Consider the following 18,936-nt stretch of genomic DNA (forward strand, 5'->3'; position numbering starts at 1 on the left):
CACATCCGTTAGCGGATTAGTTGACCAGGCTGGCCCACAGATCGTACTCGTCCGCTTCGTCGATGCGGACCTTGACCATGTCGCCGGGCTTGAGGCCGGTTTCACCGTTCAGGTAGACCAGGCCGTCGATCTCGGGCGCGTCGGCGAAGGAGCGGCCGGTGGCGCCCTCTTCGTCCACTTCGTCGATCAGCACCGTCATCTCCTTGCCGACCTTGCGGGCCAGCTTGCGAACGGAGACCTGCTGCTGCAGCTCCATGAAGCGCTGGAAACGCGCTTCCTGGACGTCTTCCGGCACAGGATCCGGCAGCTCGTTGGCCTTGGCACCCTCGACCGGGCTGTATTTGAAGCAGCCAACGCGGTCCAGCTCCGCCTTGTCGATGAAGTCCAGCAGCATCTGGAACTCTTCTTCGGTCTCGCCGGGGAAGCCGACGATGAAGGTAGAGCGCAGGGTGATTTCGGGGCAGATCTCGCGCCACTTCTGGATGCGCTCCAGGGTGCGCTCGACGGTACCCGGGCGCTTCATCAGCTTCAGGATGCGCGGGCTGGCGTGCTGCAGCGGAATATCGAGGTAGGGCAGGACCTTGCCATCGCGCATCAGCGGGATGACGTCATCCACGTGGGGATAGGGGTAGACGTAGTGCAGACGCACCCAGATGTCGAGCTTGGCCAGCTCCTCGCACAGGGCCACCATGCTGGTCTTGACCGGCATGCCGTCGTAGAAACCGGTGCGGTGCTTGACGTCCACGCCGTAGGCGGAGGTGTCCTGGGAGATGACCAGGATCTCCTTCACGCCGGCCTCTTTCAGGCGCTTGGCCTCTGCCAGCACCTCGCCGATGGGACGGCTCACCAGATCCCCGCGCATGGAGGGGATGATGCAGAAGGTGCAGCGGTGGTTGCAGCCCTCGGAGATCTTCAGATAGGCGTAGTGACGGGGAGTCAGCTTGACGCCGTGGGCCGGCACCAGGCTGGTGAAGGGGTTGTGGGTCGGCTTTTCCACGTACTTGTGAACGTGACCCAGCACCTCTTCGTAGGCGTGGGGGCCGGTTATCTCGAGCACCTTGGGGTGGATCTCGCGGATCTGGTTCTCTTTGGCACCGAGGCAACCGGTGACGATCACCTTGCCGTTTTCGGCCAGGGCCTCGCCGATGGCTTCCAGCGACTCCTGTACCGCGCTGTCGATGAAGCCGCAGGTGTTGACCACCACCAGCTCCGCATCGTCATAGCTGGGCACCACATCGTACCCTTCGGTACGCAGCTGGGTCAGGATGCGCTCGGAATCGACCAGGTTTTTGGGGCAACCCAAGGAGACGAATCCTACTTTGGGGGCCTGTTTTGTGTTGGACATCGCTCAATCACTCTTAGGTGGCTCTTATTCAAGGGCGCGGATTTTACCGGAATGGCTAACCAAAAACTATACAACCGAGGTTGTCAGGCCGAACAATATTTACGGTCGGGCCCGTCGGCTATCGGCAGACAAGGGGAGCCGTGCATGATGGTGGCGGTCGTGACCGTCCGGGGACCGCAGTTCCCTCAGACCGGATGAGGGCTGCGACACCATACTGGAGAGATGGGAAGTCTGTGTTTGCTGACTGGAGCGGAATGGAGAGGCATTCGGGACTTCTTGGAGTTGGCTTAAATCTGATAGGGTGACATGTCCGCTGATGCGATATTTAAGGAGCACACAATGAAGAGCCGATCCTGGTTTATTGCCGCCGTCCTGGCACTTGCATCTAGCCCCAGCCATGCCGACTGGGCGAAATTGAAGGAAGCGGCCTCCGAGCTTGGCACTGCGGTGAGCGAGACCGGCAAGGAGGCGTGGCAGGGGATCACCGATTTTTCGAAGGCGACCTGGGAGTCTGTCTCCACCTGGGGGGCCGATGCCTACAACAAGGCGGGCGCCTGGACGGAAGAGAGCGCAGCCACCGGCAAGGAGTGGCTGACGGCCGCCGACAAGAAGCTCGATACCATGCTGGAACCCAAGACCCCGGCAGAGGCCCGCACCGCCCTCGATACCATGGCCGATACCGCACTGGTGCGGCTGTTCAACGAGCAACCCTCCGCCAAGCTGCTGTTTGACAAGGCCTATGGTTATGCGGTGTTCGACTCGCGCAAGTTCTCCCTGATGATCCACACCAATCAGGGATCCGGGGTGGCGGTGAACCGCTCGAATGGCAAACACACCTATATGAAGATGTTTGGCGCCGGCATGGCGGCTGGCTTCGGCGGCAAGTTCTATCAGCAGGTGATGTTGTTCGAGACCAAACAGACCTTTGACAACTTCGTGAACAAGGGTTGGGAGGCGACCTCGGAGGCGGGCGTGGTCGCCGGCAAGGAGAGCGCGTCGCTCGACTCGGGTTACAACGGCGGCATGGCCATCTACCAGCTTGGCGAGAAGGGGTTGCTGTACGGTGTCAGCATCACGGGATCCAAATACTGGATCGACGAGGATCTGACGCAATAGAGATCGGAATCTGAGCCTGGCCCGCGATGCGGGCCTTTTTCATGTGCCCGCCTGCTCGCCGCGCGGCCAGCAGACGGGCATCTTCCCGGGATCCCTGCTGCCGGCATGATGGCCCGTTGCACAGGTGGGGTACAGGATCTTTATGCATTGGCACTCTAATTGCTTAAGGCTTGCCAGTGTCAACGATTTGTCTGGGAAGAGAAGATGGAAATAAGCGCAAGCAGCCTGATGCAAGAGATGCAGGCTCTCAGGGTCGAAGCCGGTGCCACGCCGCTGACCCAGCCCGGTCGTCAGGTCAACTCGGATTTTGGCCAGATGCTGCAGCAGGCCCTCGACAACGTCAACGAGCTGCAGGGCAGCGCCAACGATCTGCGCACCCGGTTCGATCTGGGGGACAAGTCGGTGGATCTCTCCGAAGTGATGATCGCCGGGCAGAAATCCTCCATCGCCTTCGAGGCGACGGTGCAGGTGCGTAACAAAATGGTCGATGCCTACAAGACCATCATGAACATGCCGGTATAACTCAGGCCCATGGCGACCGAGCATCATAAACATGTCAGCAATAAGGACATAAATCGTGGCTAACGATCCAAACGGCGATCTGCTGATGAACAACGAGGGGGCGGCCGCCCTCGATGAGCAGGAGCAGAAGAGCTCGGCGCTGGGCTTCTTGTCCAACACCGATGTGTTGCGGCAGATCACCCTGATCCTGGGGCTGACCATCTGTCTGGCCATCGCCGTCTTCATCCTGCTGTGGGGCAAGGAGCCGGAGATGCGTCCGCTCGGCACCTTCAGCACCCAGGAGCTGGTCTCCACCCTCGACTATCTGGATCAGCAGAAGATCCCCTATCAGGTGGACGGCAAGAGCGTGCTGGTCAGTGCCGAGAATTATGCAGACATCCGGCTGCGCCTGACCCGCGCCGGCCTCGCCAGCAGCAGCGAGGCCAGCAACGATGGGGAAGCCATCCTGCTCAAGGACTCCAGCTTCGGCGTCAGTCAGCGCATGGAGAGCGAGCGGCTGAAACTGAGCCGCGAGCGCCAGCTGGCGAGCGCCATCGAGCAGTTCCAGAACGTCGCCAAGGCCCAGGTGCTGCTGGCCATCCCGAAAGACAACGTGTTCGCCCGCAACGAACGCAAGCCGAGCGCCACCGTCGTGCTGAGCCTGAAAGGGGCTGCGCTGGGCCAGGGGGAGGTGGACTCTATCGTCGACATGGTCGCCTCCGCCGTCCACGGCCTGGAGCCTACCCGCGTCACCGTGACCGATCAGAACGGTCGCCTGCTCAACTCCGGCTCCCAGGATCCGCTCTCTGCCCAGACTCGCAAGGAGTTTGCGATGCAGCAGAAGCAGGAGCTGGAATACAAACAAAAAATTGACGCCATCCTGATCCCGGTGCTGGGGGCCGACAACTACACGGCGGAAGTGGATCTCTCCCTCGACTTCTCCCAGCAGGAGCAGACCCGCAAGACCTACAATCCGGACTTGCCCGCCGTGCGCTCCGAGATGACGGTGGAAGAGAACAGCGCCAATGGCAGCAATGGCGGCGTACCCGGTGCGCTCACCAACCAGCCGCCCGCCGCGTCGAACATTCCCGAACAGGCCGCTGGCGGGGAAGGGGGAACCGGTTCTTCCGGCCGCTCCCGCAAGGAGGCGACCCGCAACTTCGAACTGGACACCACCGTCAGCCACATCCGGCGTCAGCAGGGCGGCATCCGCCGCATGACAGTGTCGGTGGCGGTGGATTACAAGGCCACTCCCGGCGCCGAGGGGGCCGTCACCCGCGAGCCCCGCAGCCAGGCCGAACTCGATACCTTGCGTCGCCTGCTCAGCGGCGGCCTCGGCTTCGACGTGACCCGGGGGGATACCCTGGAGGTGGTCGCCATTCCGTTCAACCGCCCCGAGCTGGAAGCCGTGGCCGACATGCCCATCTACGAACAGCCCTGGTTCTGGCGTGCGGTGCGCATCGCCGCCTCGGTGCTGGTCATCATAGTGCTCATCGTCACCGTGGTGCGGCCCATGCTCAAGCGTCTGCTCTACCCGGATGCCAAGCCGGAAGGGGAGCTGGACTTCGACAATCACACAGTGCTGGGTGGCGACGACGAGCTGAGCCTGCTGGCGGCCCAGGCCGAGGCCGAGCCGGTGTTCGGCCTGCGGGATGGTCAGCTCAAGCTGCCTGATCTGCACCGTGACGAGGACCTGCTCAAGGCCGTGCGTGCCTTGGTAGCGAATGAACCAGACCTGGCCGCTCAGGTCATCAAAGAATGGGTAACGAACCGAGATGCCTGAAGAGAAGAAAAACCAAGTCACCGGTAACGAGATTACCGATAACCAGCGCCAGATCCTGGACCAGATGAGCGGGATGGAGATGGCGGCGGTGCTGATGCTGAGCCTCAACGAGGAGGATGCCGCCCAGATCTTCCGTCATCTGGAGCCCAAGCAGGTGCAGCGGCTCGGCATGTCCATGGCCTCCATGTCGGATTTCAGTCACGACCGGGTGGCGGCGGTGCATCGTCAATTTATCGACGACATCCAGAAATACACCAATATCGGCATCGGCAGTGAAGACTTCGTGCGCAAGGCCCTGGTGGCGGCGCTCGGGGAGGACAAGGCCAGCAACCTGGTGGATCAGATCATCCTGGGATCCGGTGCCCGCGGCCTCGACTCCCTCAAGTGGATGGATGCCCGCCAGGTGGCCAGCATCATCCAGAATGAACACCCGCAGATCCAGACCATAGTCCTCTCCTATCTGGAGCCGGAGCAGTCCGCCGAGATCCTGAGCCAGTTCCCGGAGCAGGTGCGCCTGGATCTGGTGATGCGCATCGCCAACCTCGAAGAGGTGCAACCGGCGGCGCTGCAAGAGCTCAACGACATCATGGAGAAGCAGTTCGCCGGTGCGGCCGGGGCCCAGGCGGCCAAGATGGGTGGCCTCAAGGCTGCCGCCAACATCATGAACTACCTGGACACCAACATCGAAGGCCAGCTGATGGACTCCATCCGCGAGTCGGACGAGGAGATGAGCCAGCAGATCCAGGACTTGATGTTCGTGTTCGAGAACCTCATCGATGTGGACGATCGGGGCATCCAGACCCTGCTGCGGGAAGTGCCGGGGGATCTGCTGCAACGGGCCCTCAAGGGCTCGGATGACCAGATGCGCGAGAAGGTGTTCAAGAACATGTCCAAGCGGGCCGCCGAGATGCTGGCGGACGATCTGGAGGCCATGGGGCCGATCCGGGTCTCCGAGGTGGAGGCCGCCCAGAAGGAGATCCTCTCCACGGCGCGCCGTCTGGCGGACGCGGGCGAGATCATGCTGGGGGCGGGCGGTGGCGAAGAGTTCCTCTAAGCCATGGGCAATGGAATGTGCGATGATGTCGGCCCTTTCGTCCGGCATGCCAGGAGTGTCTTTCGCAGATGAATAACAAGAACAACAAGCTGCGGGGTTATGTCAGACCCGAAGCGGACGAGACCCGGGTGGAAGCCTGGGGCTGGCCCGAGATGGAGGTCGAATCCGAGATCCAGAGCAATGCCCTGGGGCTCGGCCCTGACTGGTATCGCCAGGAGCAGGCGGACGAGATGCCGCCAGAAGAGCAGCCGGAGGAGCCTACCCCCAGCATCACCGCCGAAGAGGTGGAGGCGATTCGTCAGGCCGCCTGGGAAGAGGGGCTGGCCGAGGGGCGAGCAGCCGGTTTTGCCAAGGGGCTCGAAGAGGGCAAGCTGGAAGGCTTGCAGCAGGGCCATCAGGCGGGTCTGGAGCAAGGCCGTGAAGAGGGGCTTGCCATGGGCCGCGACCAGGTGGAGCAGGAGATTGCCCACTGGCAAGCGCTCGTCGCCCGCCTCGCCACGCCCCTGAGCGAGCTGGACGCGGCGGTTGAGCAGCAGCTCATCAGCCTGGTGCAGCAGCTGGCCCGCGCCCTCATTCGCCACGAGGCCGAGACCTCCCCAAAATTGTTGCTCGAGGCCCTCAAGCAGGGCCTTGCCCTGCTGCCCGCCGCCGAGCAGGGGGTTACCCTGATGCTGCACCCGGACGATGTGGCCCGGGTCGAGCAGGCCTTCGGTGCCGAGGAGTGTGCCAAGCGTCACTGGCGGCTGCAGAGCGACCCCACCCTCTCCCCGGGGGATCTGCAGCTGGCCACCGAACTCTCCAGCATCGATCTGACCCTGGCGGGACGCATCGATCAGTTACTGCGCAATTTCCTTCGTGACAATGCCGACTAACCCTCTTCCCCGGTTTGGCATAGGGAGTGCGTGCCGCTGCTGCGTACCGTCTGTCGACGGCGTGGCCATGCCGGCTGACTCCGGGTCTCGGCCTCTTTCCCTTTTACCTCTGGAGGTGCGATGACAGCATCCCTGCTCGGCCGACTGCAAGGCTATTGGGTCCGCGATCTTGCGCCCATACCGCCGGTGGCGGGCAAGCTTACCCGGGTGGTCGGACTGACCCTGGAGGCCATCGGCTGCCGCGCGGCCATCGGGGCCCTGTGCCGTATCGACACCCAGGATGGCGTGCTGGAGGCCGAAGTGGTGGGCTTCTCCGGCGATCGCCTGTTCCTGATGCCGAGCGAGCAGCTCAAGGGGGTCATTCCCGGCGCCCGCGTGGTGCCCGTCACCGAGGATCACGGCATTCCGGTGGGCATGAACCTGCTTGGCCGGGTCATCGACGGCATCGGCCAGCCCCTGGACGGGCTCGGCCCCATCATCTCGTCCCAGACGGTGCAGTTCGCCCAGCATCGCATCAACCCGCTGGCCCGTCGCCCCATCCATCAACCCATGGACGTGGGGGTGCGGGCCATCAACGCCGTGCTCACCGTGGGGCGTGGCCAGCGCATGGGGCTGTTCGCCGGTTCCGGCGTCGGTAAATCGGTGCTGCTCGGCATGATGACCCGGGGCTCGGTGGCGGACGTGGTGGTGGTGGGCCTCATCGGCGAGCGGGGCCGGGAGGTGAAGGAGTTCATCGAGGAGATCCTCGGCGCCGAGGGGCGCGAGCGCGCCGTGGTGGTGGCCGCCCCTGCCGATGCCTCGCCGCTGATGCGACTCAAGGGGTGCGAGACCGCGCTCGCCATCGCCGAGTATTTCCGCGAGCAGGGGCTCAACGTGCTGCTGCTGATGGACTCCCTCACCCGCTACGCACAGGCCCAGCGGGAGATCGCGCTGGCGGTGGGGGAGCCGCCGGCCACCAAGGGCTATCCGCCATCGGTGTTTGCCAAATTGCCGGCGCTGGTGGAGCGGGCCGGCAACGGCAGCGATGGCCAGGGCTCCATCACGGCCTTTTTCACCGTGCTGACGGAGGGGGACGATCTGCAGGATCCCATCGCCGATGCGGCGCGGGCCATTCTCGATGGCCACATTGTGCTGGCGCGGGAGCTGGCGGATGCGGGCCACTACCCCGCCATCGACATCGAAAAATCCATCAGCCGGGTCATGCCCATGGTGACCTCCCCGGAGCACATGGAGCTGGCGCGCACCTTCAAGCAGTTCTACTCCCTCTATCAGCAAAACCGGGATCTCATCACCATAGGCGCCTACAGCCAGGGATCGGATCCGCGCATCGATCGGGCCATCATCCAGAAACCCTACCTGGATCAGTTCTTGCAGCAGAAGATGCGCGAGGTCATTCACTACGATGAAGGCCTGCAATCCCTGCAACTGGTGGCCATGCCACTGATGCGTTGACCGGTGGAGAGCCCCGATGAGTAAAGGATTGACGTTGCTGGCAGGCCGACTGCTGGAGGCCGAACAGCAGGCCGCTCTGGCGTTGGCCAAGGCCCAGCAGGATCTGAAGCTGTTCATGGACCAGCAGAACGCCCTCAACCAGTACCGCCAGATCTACCATCAGCAGTGGACTGATCGCGGCCTGCAGGGGATCACGCCCCAGCAGAACAGCCAGTATCACGCCTTCATCAACAAGCTGGAAAATGCGGCGACCCAGCAGTACCAGGGGGTGTTGCAGGTGCGCGAGGCGCTGGCCCAGTGCCGTACCCAGTGGCTCGAAGCCCAGCAGCGGCGCAAGGCGGTCGAGCTGCTGCTCGAGAAGCAGGCGGGGCGAGCTCAGCTGAAGGCCCAGCGTCAGGAGCAGAAGATGCTGGACGATTACGCCATCCTGCGACGCTATCACCATTCTGGCCTGTAACTTGCTTTCTATTGCCAACACAGGCTAAGACGCCGCACCTGCCTGCTGGCCGTGCGGCCACCACACCGGATTGTCGTCAGGGATCCCAGCATGATACAGACCCAGTTGATCAAGGCCGCGACTCAGGCCACCCCTGCCGACAGTGGCATCACCCTCCCGAGCCTTACCCAGGAAGGGGCCGAGCCGCTGCAGGGGGACAGCAAGGCTGCCTTTGCCGATGCCATGGCCCTGGCGCAGCTGGTCGACAAGGGCGCCGTCGCCACTCCCGTGAGCGACGACGCGCTCACCGCACTCGCCCCGGATGCCAAATCTTTGGCGGTGGCCGAAGAGGCTACCTCGAGCACCCAGCACAAAGCCGACAAGGCAAAGACCAGCGAGACAGATCTTCCCCCCGACGATTTTCTGCAGCAGCTGCAGGCCTCCCTGCGCCAGGACACCAGCCTGACTCTGCCTGCCGCCGCTCCAATGACGCAGGCACTGCCCGTGGCCACCGACGGCAATGACTTGCCGCCCGAGTCACCGTCGTTGACCGACGGCGGCAAGCCTGCCCCGACACCGGGCGCTGCAGGGCGAGAGATCGCCACACAGCAGGCGCTGTTGCAACAAGCGGGCGAGGGGAATAGCACCCAGGTGTCCGCTCTTGCGGACAAGGAAAACAGTACGAATGAACCCGGCAAGGGGGCTCAGGCCATCGCCGCCACCGCCAACACCCTGCCGATAAGCCGGCCGGAAGACGCTGCCTCCGCCAATACCCTGCCGATAAGCCGGCTGGAAGACGCTGCCTCCGCCAACGCCCAGCCGATAAACCAGCTGGAAGATGCAGCCGTGGATGCAGGCACGCCGGTCGATCCCGAGCCTGCATCATCGAAACCGACGGTGCTCCCCTTGTCTGGCGAAGAGCGCGCCGCCCTGCTGGCCAAGGTGGTCGCCACCTCACAAGCCACCGAGCCACGGAGCGCAGCGGCCCAGGTGACAGGCGAGCCCCAGAAACAGATGGCCTCGGAGGCCACGGTCAATGGTGTTGGCGCACAAACGCCTCATGCCGTTCAGGCCGGTGCGGCCAAGGCCTTTGGTGAAGGGCTGGTCAGGATGGACGCTGGCGTGACTGATGGCGTTGAGGCCAGCACGGATGCCGCGACTGAGGATGGCAGCAAGCCTCGCATGGCTGCGCCGGAACGGCCGGAACAAGAGTCCAGCCCTGCGCAGACGACGGGGGTGAGCAAACCCGATGCGAGCGCTGGCGCGGCCCACAGTGCCTCTCCCCTGGCCAGGGCTGCGGACCCGGAACCCGTGCTGACGGCGCCCCAGCAGACGCTGGCGCGTCACGAATCCCAGGGGCCGCAAGCCTCGCTGACGGCCCTGTCGGCCGGTATCCAGCAGATGGAGGCCGAACCCGCGGTGGCCGTCGGAGCCGCAGTGGAACTCAAGCCAGCGGCGCAGAAATCCAAGCTGGATGAGCTGGGCAAGCAGCTCGGGATGGAAGTCGGGGGCACCGAGCCGAGCGAGGGAAGCCAGCCACTGCAGCAGACCCAGACCAGCGATGGCAAGTCGGCGGCCGAGGTGAGCGCGCGGCGGGAACCCCAGAGCCTGCCGCACCTCAAGCTGGCCACCCCGGAGGCACCGGCCCAGTTGCACCAGAAGGTGAACCTGATGCTGGCGGACAAGCTGCAGCAGGCAGAGATCCAGCTAGACCCCCTGGGCCTTGGCAAGATGAAGATCCAGATCCAGATGGGGGCGGATAGCCAGGCCAATGTCCACTTCGTGGTGCAGCATGGCCAGACCCGGGAGATGCTGGAGCAGGCCATGCCGAGGCTCAGAGATATGCTGGCAGGGCAGGGGATACAGCTTGGCCAGACTCAGGTACAGCAACAGGCGCAGCACCAGGGGCAGCCATCACAGCAACAATCCCAGGGTCAGTCCACCTTCAATGGTCAGGAGCAACGGGGTCAGCAGGGGAACGGTTCCTTTGGCGGCAACGGCCAGGGGGAGGGGGAACATGCGACCCGCACCCTGAGTCTGCTGGTGGAATCGACAAACGATGCCGGAATTGATTTCTATGCTTGATGCCTGCCCGAGTAAGTTTATGATACCGAACAAGTTTGAGACTAGGGTGGACAAGGGATGGCAGACGATAACGAACTGACGCTGAAGGACCCGGCGGCGGCCAAGAAAAAGAAGCTGATCATGATAGTCGCCCTGGTCGTCATCCTTCTGGGTGGCGGCGGAGCCGGTGCCTGGTTCATGTTTTCCGGTTCGGACGAGCCGGCGGCCGACACGGCCGAGGCCAAGCCCGAAGCCAGTGCGCCCCAGCCCTCCCTCTATGTGGGCATGCCGCGCCCCTTCGTGTTCAACGTGGCGGGCGGGCAACGGGATCGGCTGGTGCAGATCAAGATCCAGCTGATGGTGCGCGGGGCCGCTGACGAGACCCTGGCCAAACAGAATATTCCCCTGATCGAAGGGACCCTGCTGCGGGTCTTCAGCGCGGCCACCGCCGAGCAGCTGATGACCTTCGAGGGCAAGGAGAAGCTGCGTCAGGATTCATTGGAAGAGTGTCGCCGGGTCCTGAAGGATCTGGTCTCTTCCCCCGTAATCGAACAAGTGCTGTTTACCGGCTTTGTCATGCAATGAAAGGTGAAGCGTGAGCGATCTGTTAAGTCAGGACGAAATTGATGCCCTGCTGCACGGTGTCGATGATGTCGAAGAGGAAGAGCTAGGGGCGGCCGGGGATCCCGGTATCGCCCAGTTTGACTTCTCCTCCCAGGACCGCATCGTCCGTGGCCGCATGCCGACCCTGGAGCTGGTGAACGAGCGATTCGCCCGTCACATGCGCATCAGCCTGTTCAACATGATGAGACGCACCGCAGAGGTGTCGATCAACGGCGTGCAGATGCTCAAGTTCGGCGAGTACGTGCACACCCTGTTCGTGCCGACCAGCCTGAACATGGTGCGCTTCCGCCCCCTCAAGGGCACGGCACTCATCACCATGGAAGCGCGCCTCGTCTTCATCCTGGTGGAGAACTTCTTCGGCGGCGACGGCCGCTACCACGCCAAGATCGAGGGGCGCGAGTTTACCCCCACCGAGCGGCGTATCATCCAGATGCTGCTCAAGCTGGTGTTCGAGGACTACAAGGATGCCTGGGCGCCGGTGATGGACGTGGGCTTCGAATACCTCGACTCGGAGGTGAACCCGGCCATGGCGAACATCGTCAGTCCCACCGAGGTGATAGTGGTGAGCTCTTTCCACATCGAGCTGGACGGCGGCGGCGGCGACTTTCACGTGGCCATGCCCTACTCCATGCTCGAACCCATCCGCGAGTTGCTCGATGCCGGGGTGCAGAGCGACAAGGGGGACACCGACGTGCGCTGGAGCAAGGCCCTGCGCGACGAGATCATGGACGTCAAGGTGGAGCTCAAGGCCAAGCTGCTGGAGACGGAGCTGACCCTGCGCGAGCTGATGGAGCTGCAACCGGGCGACATCATCCCGGTGGAGATGCCGGAGAACCTGCTGGTCTTCGTGGAGGACCTGCCCACCTTCCACGCCAAGATGGGGCGCACCAAGGAGAACGTGGCGCTCAAGATAGTGGATAAAATCAAGCGCCCTGACGGAGTCAAGACAGAGATGCATCTGGTGACCCGGGGGGGCGTGCGCATCGATGGCGAGGCCGAGCTGGAAGAGCTCGAACGCAGCATCGCCGATAAACAGCCCTAATAGACCCGTCGCCTGCGACCTGGGTCAAGAAGCAGCATGAGGAAGTGAAGATGAGCGGAACCGATGACGAGCAGGATCTGATGGCTGACGCCTGGGCTGCCGCGCTGGAAGAGCAGGTGACGGCCGAGGCCAAGCCCGCCCCCCTGGAAGAGCTGAGAGACGACGCCCCCATCAGTGCCGAGGAGCGGCGCAAGCTGGACACCATTCTGGACATCCCGGTAACCATCGCCATGGAAGTGGGGCGCAGCCAGATCAGCATCCGCAACCTGCTGCAGCTGAACCAGGGTTCTGTCGTGGAGCTGGATCGGGTGGCGGGCGAACCCCTGGACGTGCTGGTCAACGGCACCCTGATCGCCCACGGCGAGGTGGTGGTGGTCAATGACAAGTTCGGGATTCGGTTGACCGACGTCATCAGCCAGATAGAGCGTATTAAGAAACTCAAATGATCCGTGCTCTCGCTCTGATACTGTTCGCCGCCCCAGCGTTGGCAGAGGGGGCCAATCCCCCCAGTATCACCTCCTGGCTGCTCTCCAGCCTGATGGTGATCGGCCTCATCCTGGTGCTGGGTTTCCTGCTCAAGAAGAGCAAGCTCACGCAGGTGATGGGGGGAGGCCAGATGAAGGTCATCGCCACTCTGCCGCTCGGGTACAAGGAGAAGCTGATGGTGGTCAAGGTGGGCGATCAACAGCTGCTCATCGGGGTGACGCCGCAGCAGGTCAACTTCCTCTATCGCCTGGAAGAGCCCCTGGACGAGCGTCAGCCCCAGGCGTTCTCCCAGCAGCTTGGCAAATTGATGGGCAAGCATGAAAAAAGTTAACTGGATCGGGTTGCTGAGCCTGCTGGCCGTGCTGCTGTCGCCCCTGGCGATGGCCCAGGACGGCATGTCGGCGCTGACCGTCAAGACCATGGCGGATGGCAGTCAGGAGTACAGCCTGACCCTGCAGGTGCTGGCGCTGATGACCGCGCTCTCCTTCCTGCCGGCCATTGTCATCATGATGACCTCCTTCACCCGGATCATCGTGGTGCTCGGCATCCTCAGACAGGCCATAGGCCTGCAGCAGAGCCCGTCCAACCAGGTGCTGATCGGCATCGCCCTCTTCATGTCCTTCTTCATCATGTCCCCGGTGCTGGATCGCATCAACGAGGAGGCGCTGCAGCCCTATCTGGCGGAGACCATAGGGCCCAAGGAGGCGCTGGAGAAGGCCGAGCTGCCCATCCACCAGTTCATGCTGGCCCAGACCCGGGTCAAGGATCTCAACACCTTCATGGAGATAGCGAACGTGCAGGTGGCCGAGCCGGCGGATGTGCCGCTGCGGGTGCTGATCCCGGCCTTCGTCACCAGCGAGCTCAAGACCGCGTTCCAGATAGGCTTCATGCTGTTTCTGCCCTTCCTGGTCATCGATCTGGTGGTGGCGAGCATACTGATGGCCATGGGGATGATGATGCTGTCGCCTATGCTGGTCTCATTGCCGTTCAAGCTGATGCTGTTCGTCATGGTGGATGGTTGGAACCTGATCCTGGGGTCGCTCGCGACCAGCTTTGGGTTGGGGGCTGGGTGATGATGTTGTCCTCCAATCCTGGTCTCCCTGCCGTTCAAGCTGATGCTGTTCGTCATGGTGGATGGCTGGAACCTGATCCTGGGCTCCCTGGCCACCAGCTTCGGGCTGGGGGCGGGGTAAGCCGGTCAATGGAAAGGAGCCGATAAGATGAGTCCGGAAACCTTTGTCGACGTATTCCGTGAAGCGCTCTGGCTGGTGACCATCATGGTGTGCGCCGTGATCCTGCCGAGCCTGATGGTGGGGCTGGTGGTCGCCATCTTTCAGGCCGCCACTTCCATCAACGAACAGACCCTGAGCTTCCTGCCCCGTCTCGTGGTCACCCTGCTGGCCCTGGGGGCCGGCGCCCACTGGGGCTTGCAGAGCCTGATGGACTTCTTCCAGCTGATGGTGAGCCAGATCCCCGAGGTGGTCGGCTGATGCCTATGTCGGCATTAGCGACCGTCAGGCTGCCGATGACGACCCGTCCCATGGCTCCCGGAGTGGCGGCATGAGCTATACCACTGCGGTGATCATGGAGTGGCTGGCGTCCGTGCTCTGGCCGCTTGCCCGGGTGAGCAGCCTGCTGATGGTGATGGCGGTGTTCGGCAGCCGGCTTGCTCCTGCGAACGTTCGCATGGGGCTGGCGCTCGCCATCACCTTCATCATCGCCCCCCTGCTGCCCCCCATGCCCAAGGTGGAGCTGTTCTCCGTCGGCAGCTTCCTGGTGCTGGGGCAGCAGCTGCTCATCGGCATAGCGCTCGGCCTCATGACCCAGTTTCTGCTGGAAAGCTTCGTGATGGCGGGCCAGATCATCGCCATGCAGACCAGTCTGGGCTTCGCCACCCTGGTGGATCCCATGAACGGCCAGTCTGCCCCCGTGGTGGGCCAGTTCTACCTGATGCTGGCGACCCTGGTGTTCCTGGCGGTGGATGGGCACCTCCTGATGATCAGGATGGTGGTGCTGAGCTTCGAGACCCTGCCGGTCTCGGACAGCGGGCTCAGCCTGCCCGCCATCCGCAGCCTGGTGAGCTTCCTTGGGGTCATGTACCAGGCCTCCCTGGTGATGGCGCTGTCGGCCATCATAGCCTTGCTGCTCATCAACTTCGCGTTCGGGGTCATGACCCGGGCGGCCCCCCAGCTCAACATCTTCAGCATCGGCTTTGCGGTCAGCATGATGTCGGGCCTCTTCATCCTCTGGCTCACCATAGGCGGCTTCATGGGGCACTTCGACGCCCTCTGGGAGCGGGTGCAGGAGACCAGCTGCGAGCTTATCCAGGTCCAATGCCTGGGGGGGCAGAATGGTTGATACCGATCGGGTCAACGGCACCAAACAACCAGCCCATGCTATCGGCTGGCTGATCGACAACGTCCAGTCAGTCGGGGGACTGCATCTCATTGATACCGATCAGGTCAACGGCACCGAACAACCAGGCCATGCTATTGGCTGGCTGATCGACAGCGGCCAGTCAGTCGGGGGTCAGCATGGCTGATACCGATCAGGAACGCACAGAACAACCCACGGGCAAACGACTGCAACAGGCCCGGGAAAAAGGGCAGATTGCACGCTCCAAGGAGCTGGGAACCGCCAGCGTCCTGCTGGCGACCGTGTTCGGCTTGCTGATGATCAAGGAGAGTCTGGCGGGTGCCATGGTCAAGGTGCTCACCATGGGCTTTACCCTGGACCGGGATCAGGCCTTCGACCCCAACGCCATGGGGGTCATGCTGCCCACCCTGCTGTGGGAGCTGCTGCAACCTCTCGGCCTGCTGTTCCTGCTGGTGACCATAGCCGCCTTCGTGGGCAACACCCTGCTCGGGGGGATGAACTTCTCCTCCGAGGCCATGTTGCCCAAATGGAGCAAGCTGAGCCCCTTGAGTGGTTTGAAAAGGATGTTTGGGGTGCAGTCTCTGGTGGAGCTCGTCAAGTCCATCGCCAAGGTGGTGTTCATTAGCCTGTTCGCCTGGTGGATGCTGTCGAGCCAGTTCAATCATTTGCTCAATCTCTCCCTCGAGGGCTTCCCCGGCGGCATCATCGATGCGCTGGACCTGCTGCTGTGGATGCTGATCATCCTCTGCTGCGCCCTGATCCCCATCGTTGCCATCGACGTGCCGTTCCAGACCTGGAACCACAATCGCCAGCTCAAGATGACCAAGCAGGAGATCAAGGACGAGTTCAAGGACAGCGAGGGCAAGCCCGAGGTCAAGGGACGGATACGCCAGTTGCAGATGCAGATGGCGATGCGCCGAATGATGGGGGATGTGCCCAAGGCGGACGTCATCATCACCAACCCGACCCACTACTCGGTGGCCCTGAAGTACGACGCGGGCAAACCCGGTGCCGCCCCCAAGGTACTGGCCAAGGGGGTGGACGAGGTGGCGATGAAGATCCGGGAGATAGCGCGGGAATACGACATCCCCGTGATGTCCTCGCCGCCGCTGACCCGGGCCATCTACCACGCCACCGAGATTGGTCAGGAGATCCCCGAGGGGCTGTTTGCCGCCGTGGCCCAGGTGCTGGCCTACGTCTATCAGCTCAAGAAGTTCCGCCGTGGCCGTGGCCGCCGCCCGACTCCGGTCGCAAGGGATCTGCCCATTCCGCCGGAATATCGCAAGTAGTTTGGTGTTCAGCTGAGGGTGGCTGGTTACCCATGATCGCCAGGGATTTGTCCACTGTGCCACCGGACTATCGCAAGTAGTCTGTGCTCTGAGGCGTTGACAGCTCCCGTTGCCAGGGAGCAGTCCACTGTGCCACCGGAATATTGCATCTAGCCTCGCTCCCGCCCCGTTTGCCATGGATCGGCTCGCTATTCCCCACACTGATCACCATGGCGCTGCCCATTCCAGCGGGATTTGCTGGCAACACCTCGCTGCCCATCAAGCTACCCGAACGTGTCCTCCGACGGACTTCTGACAGCATCAAAATAAAATTTATATAGATCAACTGGTTGGGTAATTGGCTTGATATTTGCTTTAGTTCGGCATCGGCAGTGGTAAATCGAGAAGAACGATGGGATTCAAGGCTGGAGTGAGCCGTTTCAAAGAGTACAGATGGTTGCTCAGCAAGGGGATCGGGACCCCGTTGCTGGTGCTCGCCTCCCTCGGCATGGTGGTACTCCCCATACCGCCGCTGATGCTGGATATCCTCTTCTCCTTCAACATCGCCCTCTCCATCGTGGTGCTGCTGGTGGCCGTCTATACCCGCCGGCCGCTGGAGTTTGCCGCTTTCCCTACCGTCCTGCTGATAGCGACCCTGCTGCGGCTCGCCCTCAACGTCGCCTCCACCCGGGTGGTGCTGCTGGAAGGCCACAACGGCAGCGCGGCGGCGGGCCATGTGATCGAGGCCTTCGGCAACGTGGTCATCGGCGGCAACTATGCGGTGGGCATCATCGTCTTCATGATCCTGGTGATCATCAACTTCGTGGTGGTCACCAAGGGTGCGGGCCGGATCTCCGAGGTGAGCGCCCGCTTCACCCTGGATGCCATGCCCGGCAAGCAGATGGCCATCGATGCGGACTTGAACGCCGGCCTCATCAACCAGGAAGAGGCCAAGAAGCGCCGTCAGGACGTGACCCAGGAAGCGGACTTCTACGGCTCCATGGACGGTGCCTCCAAATTCGTGAAGGGGGATGCCATTGCCGGCATCATGATCCTCTTCATCAACATCATCGGTGGCTTCATCATCGGCATGATGCAGCACCAGCTCAGCTTCGGTGAAGCGGCCCAGATCTACACCCTGCTCGCCATCGGTGACGGCCTGGTGGCCCAGATCCCGTCCCTGCTGCTCTCCATTGCCGCGGCCATCATAGTCACCCGCCAAAATACCGATCAGGACATGGGCACGGCGGTACTCGGCCAGCTGTTCGAGAACCCCAAGGCGCTGGTGATCTCCGCTGGCATCCTGCTGATGATGGGCAGCGTGCCCGGCATGCCCCACCTGGCTTTCCTGAGCCTGGGAGCGGTGGCGGCGGCCGGAGCCTGGTGGTTGCTGCGTCGGGAGAAACTGAACAAGGCCAGGGTGGCGAGCGGTGAACTCCTGCCGGCCCAGGGCGATGCCCCGCTCGAGCCGAAGGACCTGAGCTGGGACGACGTGATGCCGGTGGACATCATCGGTCTGGAAGTGGGCTATCAGCTCATCCCGCTGGTGGACAAGAACCAGGGGGGCGAGCTGCTCAACCGGATCAAGGGGGTGCGCAAGAAGCTCTCCCAGGAGTTCGGCTTCCTGGTGCCTGCGGTGCACATCCGCGACAACCTGGATCTCGCCCCCAACCAGTACCGCATCACCCTGATGGGGGTGAGCACCGGCGAGGCCACCGTCTATCACGACAAGGAGATGGCCATCAACCCGGGCCAGGTGTTTGGCCAGATCCAGGGCATCGCGACCCAGGATCCCGCGTTCGGGCTGGAGGCGGTCTGGGTCGCCAAGGATCAGGTCTCCCAGGCCCAGACCCTTGGCTATACCGTAGTGGACGCGGCCACCGTAGTGGCCACCCACCTGAGCCAGATCCTCTCCAACCATGCCGCCTTGCTGCTGGGTCACGACGAGGTGCAGCAGTTGTTGGACATGATAGGGAAGCATCAGAGCAAGCTGGTGGAAGGGTTGGTTCCCGAGGTGATCAGCATGGGCAACCTGGTGAAGGTATTGCAAAATCTCCTCAATGAAGGCGTGCCAATTCGCGATATGCGCACTATCCTGCAGACCCTCGTGGAATATGCACCACGCAGTCCTGACCCGGAAGTGCTGACCGCCGCCTGCCGTATCGCTCTGCGCAGGCTGATCGTGCAGGAGATTGCCGGCCCAGAGCCCGAACTGCCGGTGATCACCCTTTCACCAGAACTGGAACGCATATTGCATCAATCCCTGCAAGCAGGTGGGGGAGATGGCGCCGGTATCGAACCGGGACTGGCGGAGCGGATGCAGCGCTCCCTGGTGGAAGCCACTCAACGACAAGAACTGGAAGGCCAGCCGGCCGTGCTTCTGACATCGGGGATATTGCGCAATACCCTGGCGAAATTTGTCAAGAATGCCATTCCTGGATTACGCGTCCTGTCTTATCAGGAAGTGCCTGATGACAAGCAGATCCGCATCGTCAGTGCGGTGGGACAGGGCTAGTT

The 18,936-nt window shown here is 62.7% G+C and carries 18 protein-coding genes and 1 pseudogene; 18 read left to right on the top strand and 1 reads right to left on the bottom strand.

Features of this window, described 5'->3' with window-relative positions:
- Positions 1–16 precede the first annotated feature (16 nt).
- Positions 17–1,345 carry a 30S ribosomal protein S12 methylthiotransferase RimO gene (rimO, locus tag KI797_RS05850; protein WP_226171988.1) on the bottom strand — a complete coding sequence of 443 codons (1,329 nt, stop codon included), beginning with the start codon at positions 1,343–1,345 and terminating at the stop codon, positions 17–19.
- A gap of 339 nt (positions 1,346–1,684) precedes the next feature.
- Here rimO and KI797_RS05855 point away from each other — a divergent pair, with 339 nt between their 5' ends.
- The 18 genes and pseudogenes from KI797_RS05855 to flhA all read left to right on the top strand — a co-directional run bounded on the left by KI797_RS05855 (position 1,685) and on the right by flhA (position 18,934).
- Entirely contained in the window at positions 1,685–2,461 is a 777-nt protein-coding gene (locus tag KI797_RS05855) for a lipid-binding SYLF domain-containing protein (RefSeq protein WP_226171990.1), read from the top strand.
- A 204-nt stretch (positions 2,462–2,665) separates the two neighbouring features.
- The gene (gene fliE, locus KI797_RS05860; RefSeq protein ID WP_042650076.1) at positions 2,666–2,983 is read left to right on the top strand and encodes a flagellar hook-basal body complex protein FliE; all 318 of its coding nucleotides are present in this window, start codon (positions 2,666–2,668) and stop codon (positions 2,981–2,983) included.
- A gap of 55 nt (positions 2,984–3,038) precedes the next feature.
- Positions 3,039–4,745, top strand: a complete 1,707-nt coding sequence (gene fliF / locus KI797_RS05865; protein ID WP_042650077.1) for a flagellar basal-body MS-ring/collar protein FliF — start codon at positions 3,039–3,041, stop codon at positions 4,743–4,745.
- Positions 4,738–5,799 (top strand): flagellar motor switch protein FliG, encoded by a 1,062-nt coding sequence (gene fliG / locus KI797_RS05870; protein ID WP_043129018.1) that lies wholly within the window; start codon positions 4,738–4,740, stop codon positions 5,797–5,799. Before fliF ends, fliG begins: the two co-directional genes overlap by 8 nt.
- Before the next feature lie 68 nt (positions 5,800–5,867).
- Positions 5,868–6,671, top strand: a complete 804-nt coding sequence (gene fliH, locus KI797_RS05875; RefSeq protein WP_226171992.1) for a flagellar assembly protein FliH — start codon at positions 5,868–5,870, stop codon at positions 6,669–6,671.
- A gap of 120 nt (positions 6,672–6,791) precedes the next feature.
- Positions 6,792–8,123, top strand: coding sequence for a flagellar protein export ATPase FliI (fliI, locus tag KI797_RS05880; RefSeq protein ID WP_226171994.1), 1,332 nt, complete (start codon positions 6,792–6,794; stop codon positions 8,121–8,123).
- Between the two features lie 16 nt (positions 8,124–8,139).
- Positions 8,140–8,580, top strand: coding sequence for a flagellar export protein FliJ (gene fliJ, locus KI797_RS05885; protein ID WP_043129023.1), 441 nt, complete (start codon positions 8,140–8,142; stop codon positions 8,578–8,580).
- A 90-nt stretch (positions 8,581–8,670) separates the two neighbouring features.
- Positions 8,671–10,644, top strand: a complete 1,974-nt coding sequence (locus KI797_RS05890; RefSeq protein ID WP_226171997.1) for a flagellar hook-length control protein FliK — start codon at positions 8,671–8,673, stop codon at positions 10,642–10,644.
- 57 nt (positions 10,645–10,701) lie between these two features.
- Complete coding sequence (gene fliL, locus KI797_RS05895) at positions 10,702–11,208, top strand: flagellar basal body-associated protein FliL (RefSeq protein WP_226171999.1); 507 nt, start codon at positions 10,702–10,704, stop codon at positions 11,206–11,208.
- 10 nt (positions 11,209–11,218) lie between these two features.
- Positions 11,219–12,289, top strand: coding sequence for a flagellar motor switch protein FliM (fliM, locus tag KI797_RS05900; protein ID WP_042650084.1), 1,071 nt, complete (start codon positions 11,219–11,221; stop codon positions 12,287–12,289).
- 50 nt (positions 12,290–12,339) lie between these two features.
- Complete coding sequence (fliN, locus tag KI797_RS05905) at positions 12,340–12,735, top strand: flagellar motor switch protein FliN (protein ID WP_042650085.1); 396 nt, start codon at positions 12,340–12,342, stop codon at positions 12,733–12,735.
- Entirely contained in the window at positions 12,732–13,106 is a 375-nt protein-coding gene (fliO, locus tag KI797_RS05910) for a flagellar biosynthetic protein FliO (protein WP_226172002.1), read from the top strand. Before fliN ends, fliO begins: the two co-directional genes overlap by 4 nt.
- Positions 13,093–13,968 (top strand): annotated as a pseudogene (gene fliP / locus KI797_RS05915) (flagellar type III secretion system pore protein FliP). The gene fliO and the pseudogene fliP overlap by 14 nt, the downstream one beginning before the upstream one ends.
- A gap of 27 nt (positions 13,969–13,995) precedes the next feature.
- Positions 13,996–14,265, top strand: a complete 270-nt coding sequence (gene fliQ, locus KI797_RS05920) for a flagellar biosynthesis protein FliQ (protein WP_010673927.1) — start codon at positions 13,996–13,998, stop codon at positions 14,263–14,265.
- A 70-nt stretch (positions 14,266–14,335) separates the two neighbouring features.
- On the top strand, positions 14,336–15,133 hold the full coding sequence (fliR, locus tag KI797_RS05925) for a flagellar biosynthetic protein FliR (protein WP_043129034.1): 798 nt from the start codon (positions 14,336–14,338) through the stop codon (positions 15,131–15,133).
- Positions 15,126–15,317, top strand: coding sequence for a hypothetical protein (locus tag KI797_RS05930; protein WP_171268715.1), 192 nt, complete (start codon positions 15,126–15,128; stop codon positions 15,315–15,317). The genes fliR and KI797_RS05930 overlap by 8 nt, the downstream gene beginning before the upstream one ends.
- Positions 15,310–16,440 carry a flagellar biosynthesis protein FlhB gene (gene flhB / locus KI797_RS05935; RefSeq protein WP_042650090.1) on the top strand — a complete coding sequence of 377 codons (1,131 nt, stop codon included), beginning with the start codon at positions 15,310–15,312 and terminating at the stop codon, positions 16,438–16,440. Before KI797_RS05930 ends, flhB begins: the two co-directional genes overlap by 8 nt.
- A gap of 391 nt (positions 16,441–16,831) precedes the next feature.
- Positions 16,832–18,934 (top strand): flagellar biosynthesis protein FlhA, encoded by a 2,103-nt coding sequence (flhA, locus tag KI797_RS05940; protein ID WP_182788213.1) that lies wholly within the window; start codon positions 16,832–16,834, stop codon positions 18,932–18,934.
- The last annotated feature ends 2 nt before the right edge of the window (positions 18,935–18,936 follow it).

It is taken from the genome of Aeromonas media, from assembly GCF_020423125.1.
Taxonomy (GTDB): Bacteria; Pseudomonadota; Gammaproteobacteria; order Enterobacterales; family Aeromonadaceae; genus Aeromonas; species Aeromonas media.

What these genes read in the sequence shown, in the direction of transcription:
- rimO (WP_226171988.1), bottom strand. Translation starts at nt 1,345, where the DNA reads ATGTCCAACACAAAACAGGCCCCCAAAGTAGGATTCGTCTCCTTGGGT.
- KI797_RS05855 (WP_226171990.1), top strand. Translation starts at nt 1,685, where the DNA reads ATGAAGAGCCGATCCTGGTTTATTGCCGCCGTCCTGGCACTTGCATCT.
- fliE (WP_042650076.1), top strand. Translation starts at nt 2,666, where the DNA reads ATGGAAATAAGCGCAAGCAGCCTGATGCAAGAGATGCAGGCTCTCAGG.
- fliG (WP_043129018.1), top strand. Translation starts at nt 4,738, where the DNA reads ATGCCTGAAGAGAAGAAAAACCAAGTCACCGGTAACGAGATTACCGAT.
- fliH (WP_226171992.1), top strand. Translation starts at nt 5,868, where the DNA reads ATGAATAACAAGAACAACAAGCTGCGGGGTTATGTCAGACCCGAAGCG.
- fliI (WP_226171994.1), top strand. Translation starts at nt 6,792, where the DNA reads ATGACAGCATCCCTGCTCGGCCGACTGCAAGGCTATTGGGTCCGCGAT.
- fliJ (WP_043129023.1), top strand. Translation starts at nt 8,140, where the DNA reads ATGAGTAAAGGATTGACGTTGCTGGCAGGCCGACTGCTGGAGGCCGAA.
- KI797_RS05890 (WP_226171997.1), top strand. Translation starts at nt 8,671, where the DNA reads ATGATACAGACCCAGTTGATCAAGGCCGCGACTCAGGCCACCCCTGCC.
- fliL (WP_226171999.1), top strand. Translation starts at nt 10,702, where the DNA reads ATGGCAGACGATAACGAACTGACGCTGAAGGACCCGGCGGCGGCCAAG.
- fliN (WP_042650085.1), top strand. Translation starts at nt 12,340, where the DNA reads ATGAGCGGAACCGATGACGAGCAGGATCTGATGGCTGACGCCTGGGCT.
- fliO (WP_226172002.1), top strand. Translation starts at nt 12,732, where the DNA reads ATGATCCGTGCTCTCGCTCTGATACTGTTCGCCGCCCCAGCGTTGGCA.
- fliQ (WP_010673927.1), top strand. Translation starts at nt 13,996, where the DNA reads ATGAGTCCGGAAACCTTTGTCGACGTATTCCGTGAAGCGCTCTGGCTG.
- fliR (WP_043129034.1), top strand. Translation starts at nt 14,336, where the DNA reads ATGAGCTATACCACTGCGGTGATCATGGAGTGGCTGGCGTCCGTGCTC.
- KI797_RS05930 (WP_171268715.1), top strand. Translation starts at nt 15,126, where the DNA reads ATGGTTGATACCGATCGGGTCAACGGCACCAAACAACCAGCCCATGCT.
- flhB (WP_042650090.1), top strand. Translation starts at nt 15,310, where the DNA reads ATGGCTGATACCGATCAGGAACGCACAGAACAACCCACGGGCAAACGA.
- flhA (WP_182788213.1), top strand. Translation starts at nt 16,832, where the DNA reads ATGGGATTCAAGGCTGGAGTGAGCCGTTTCAAAGAGTACAGATGGTTG.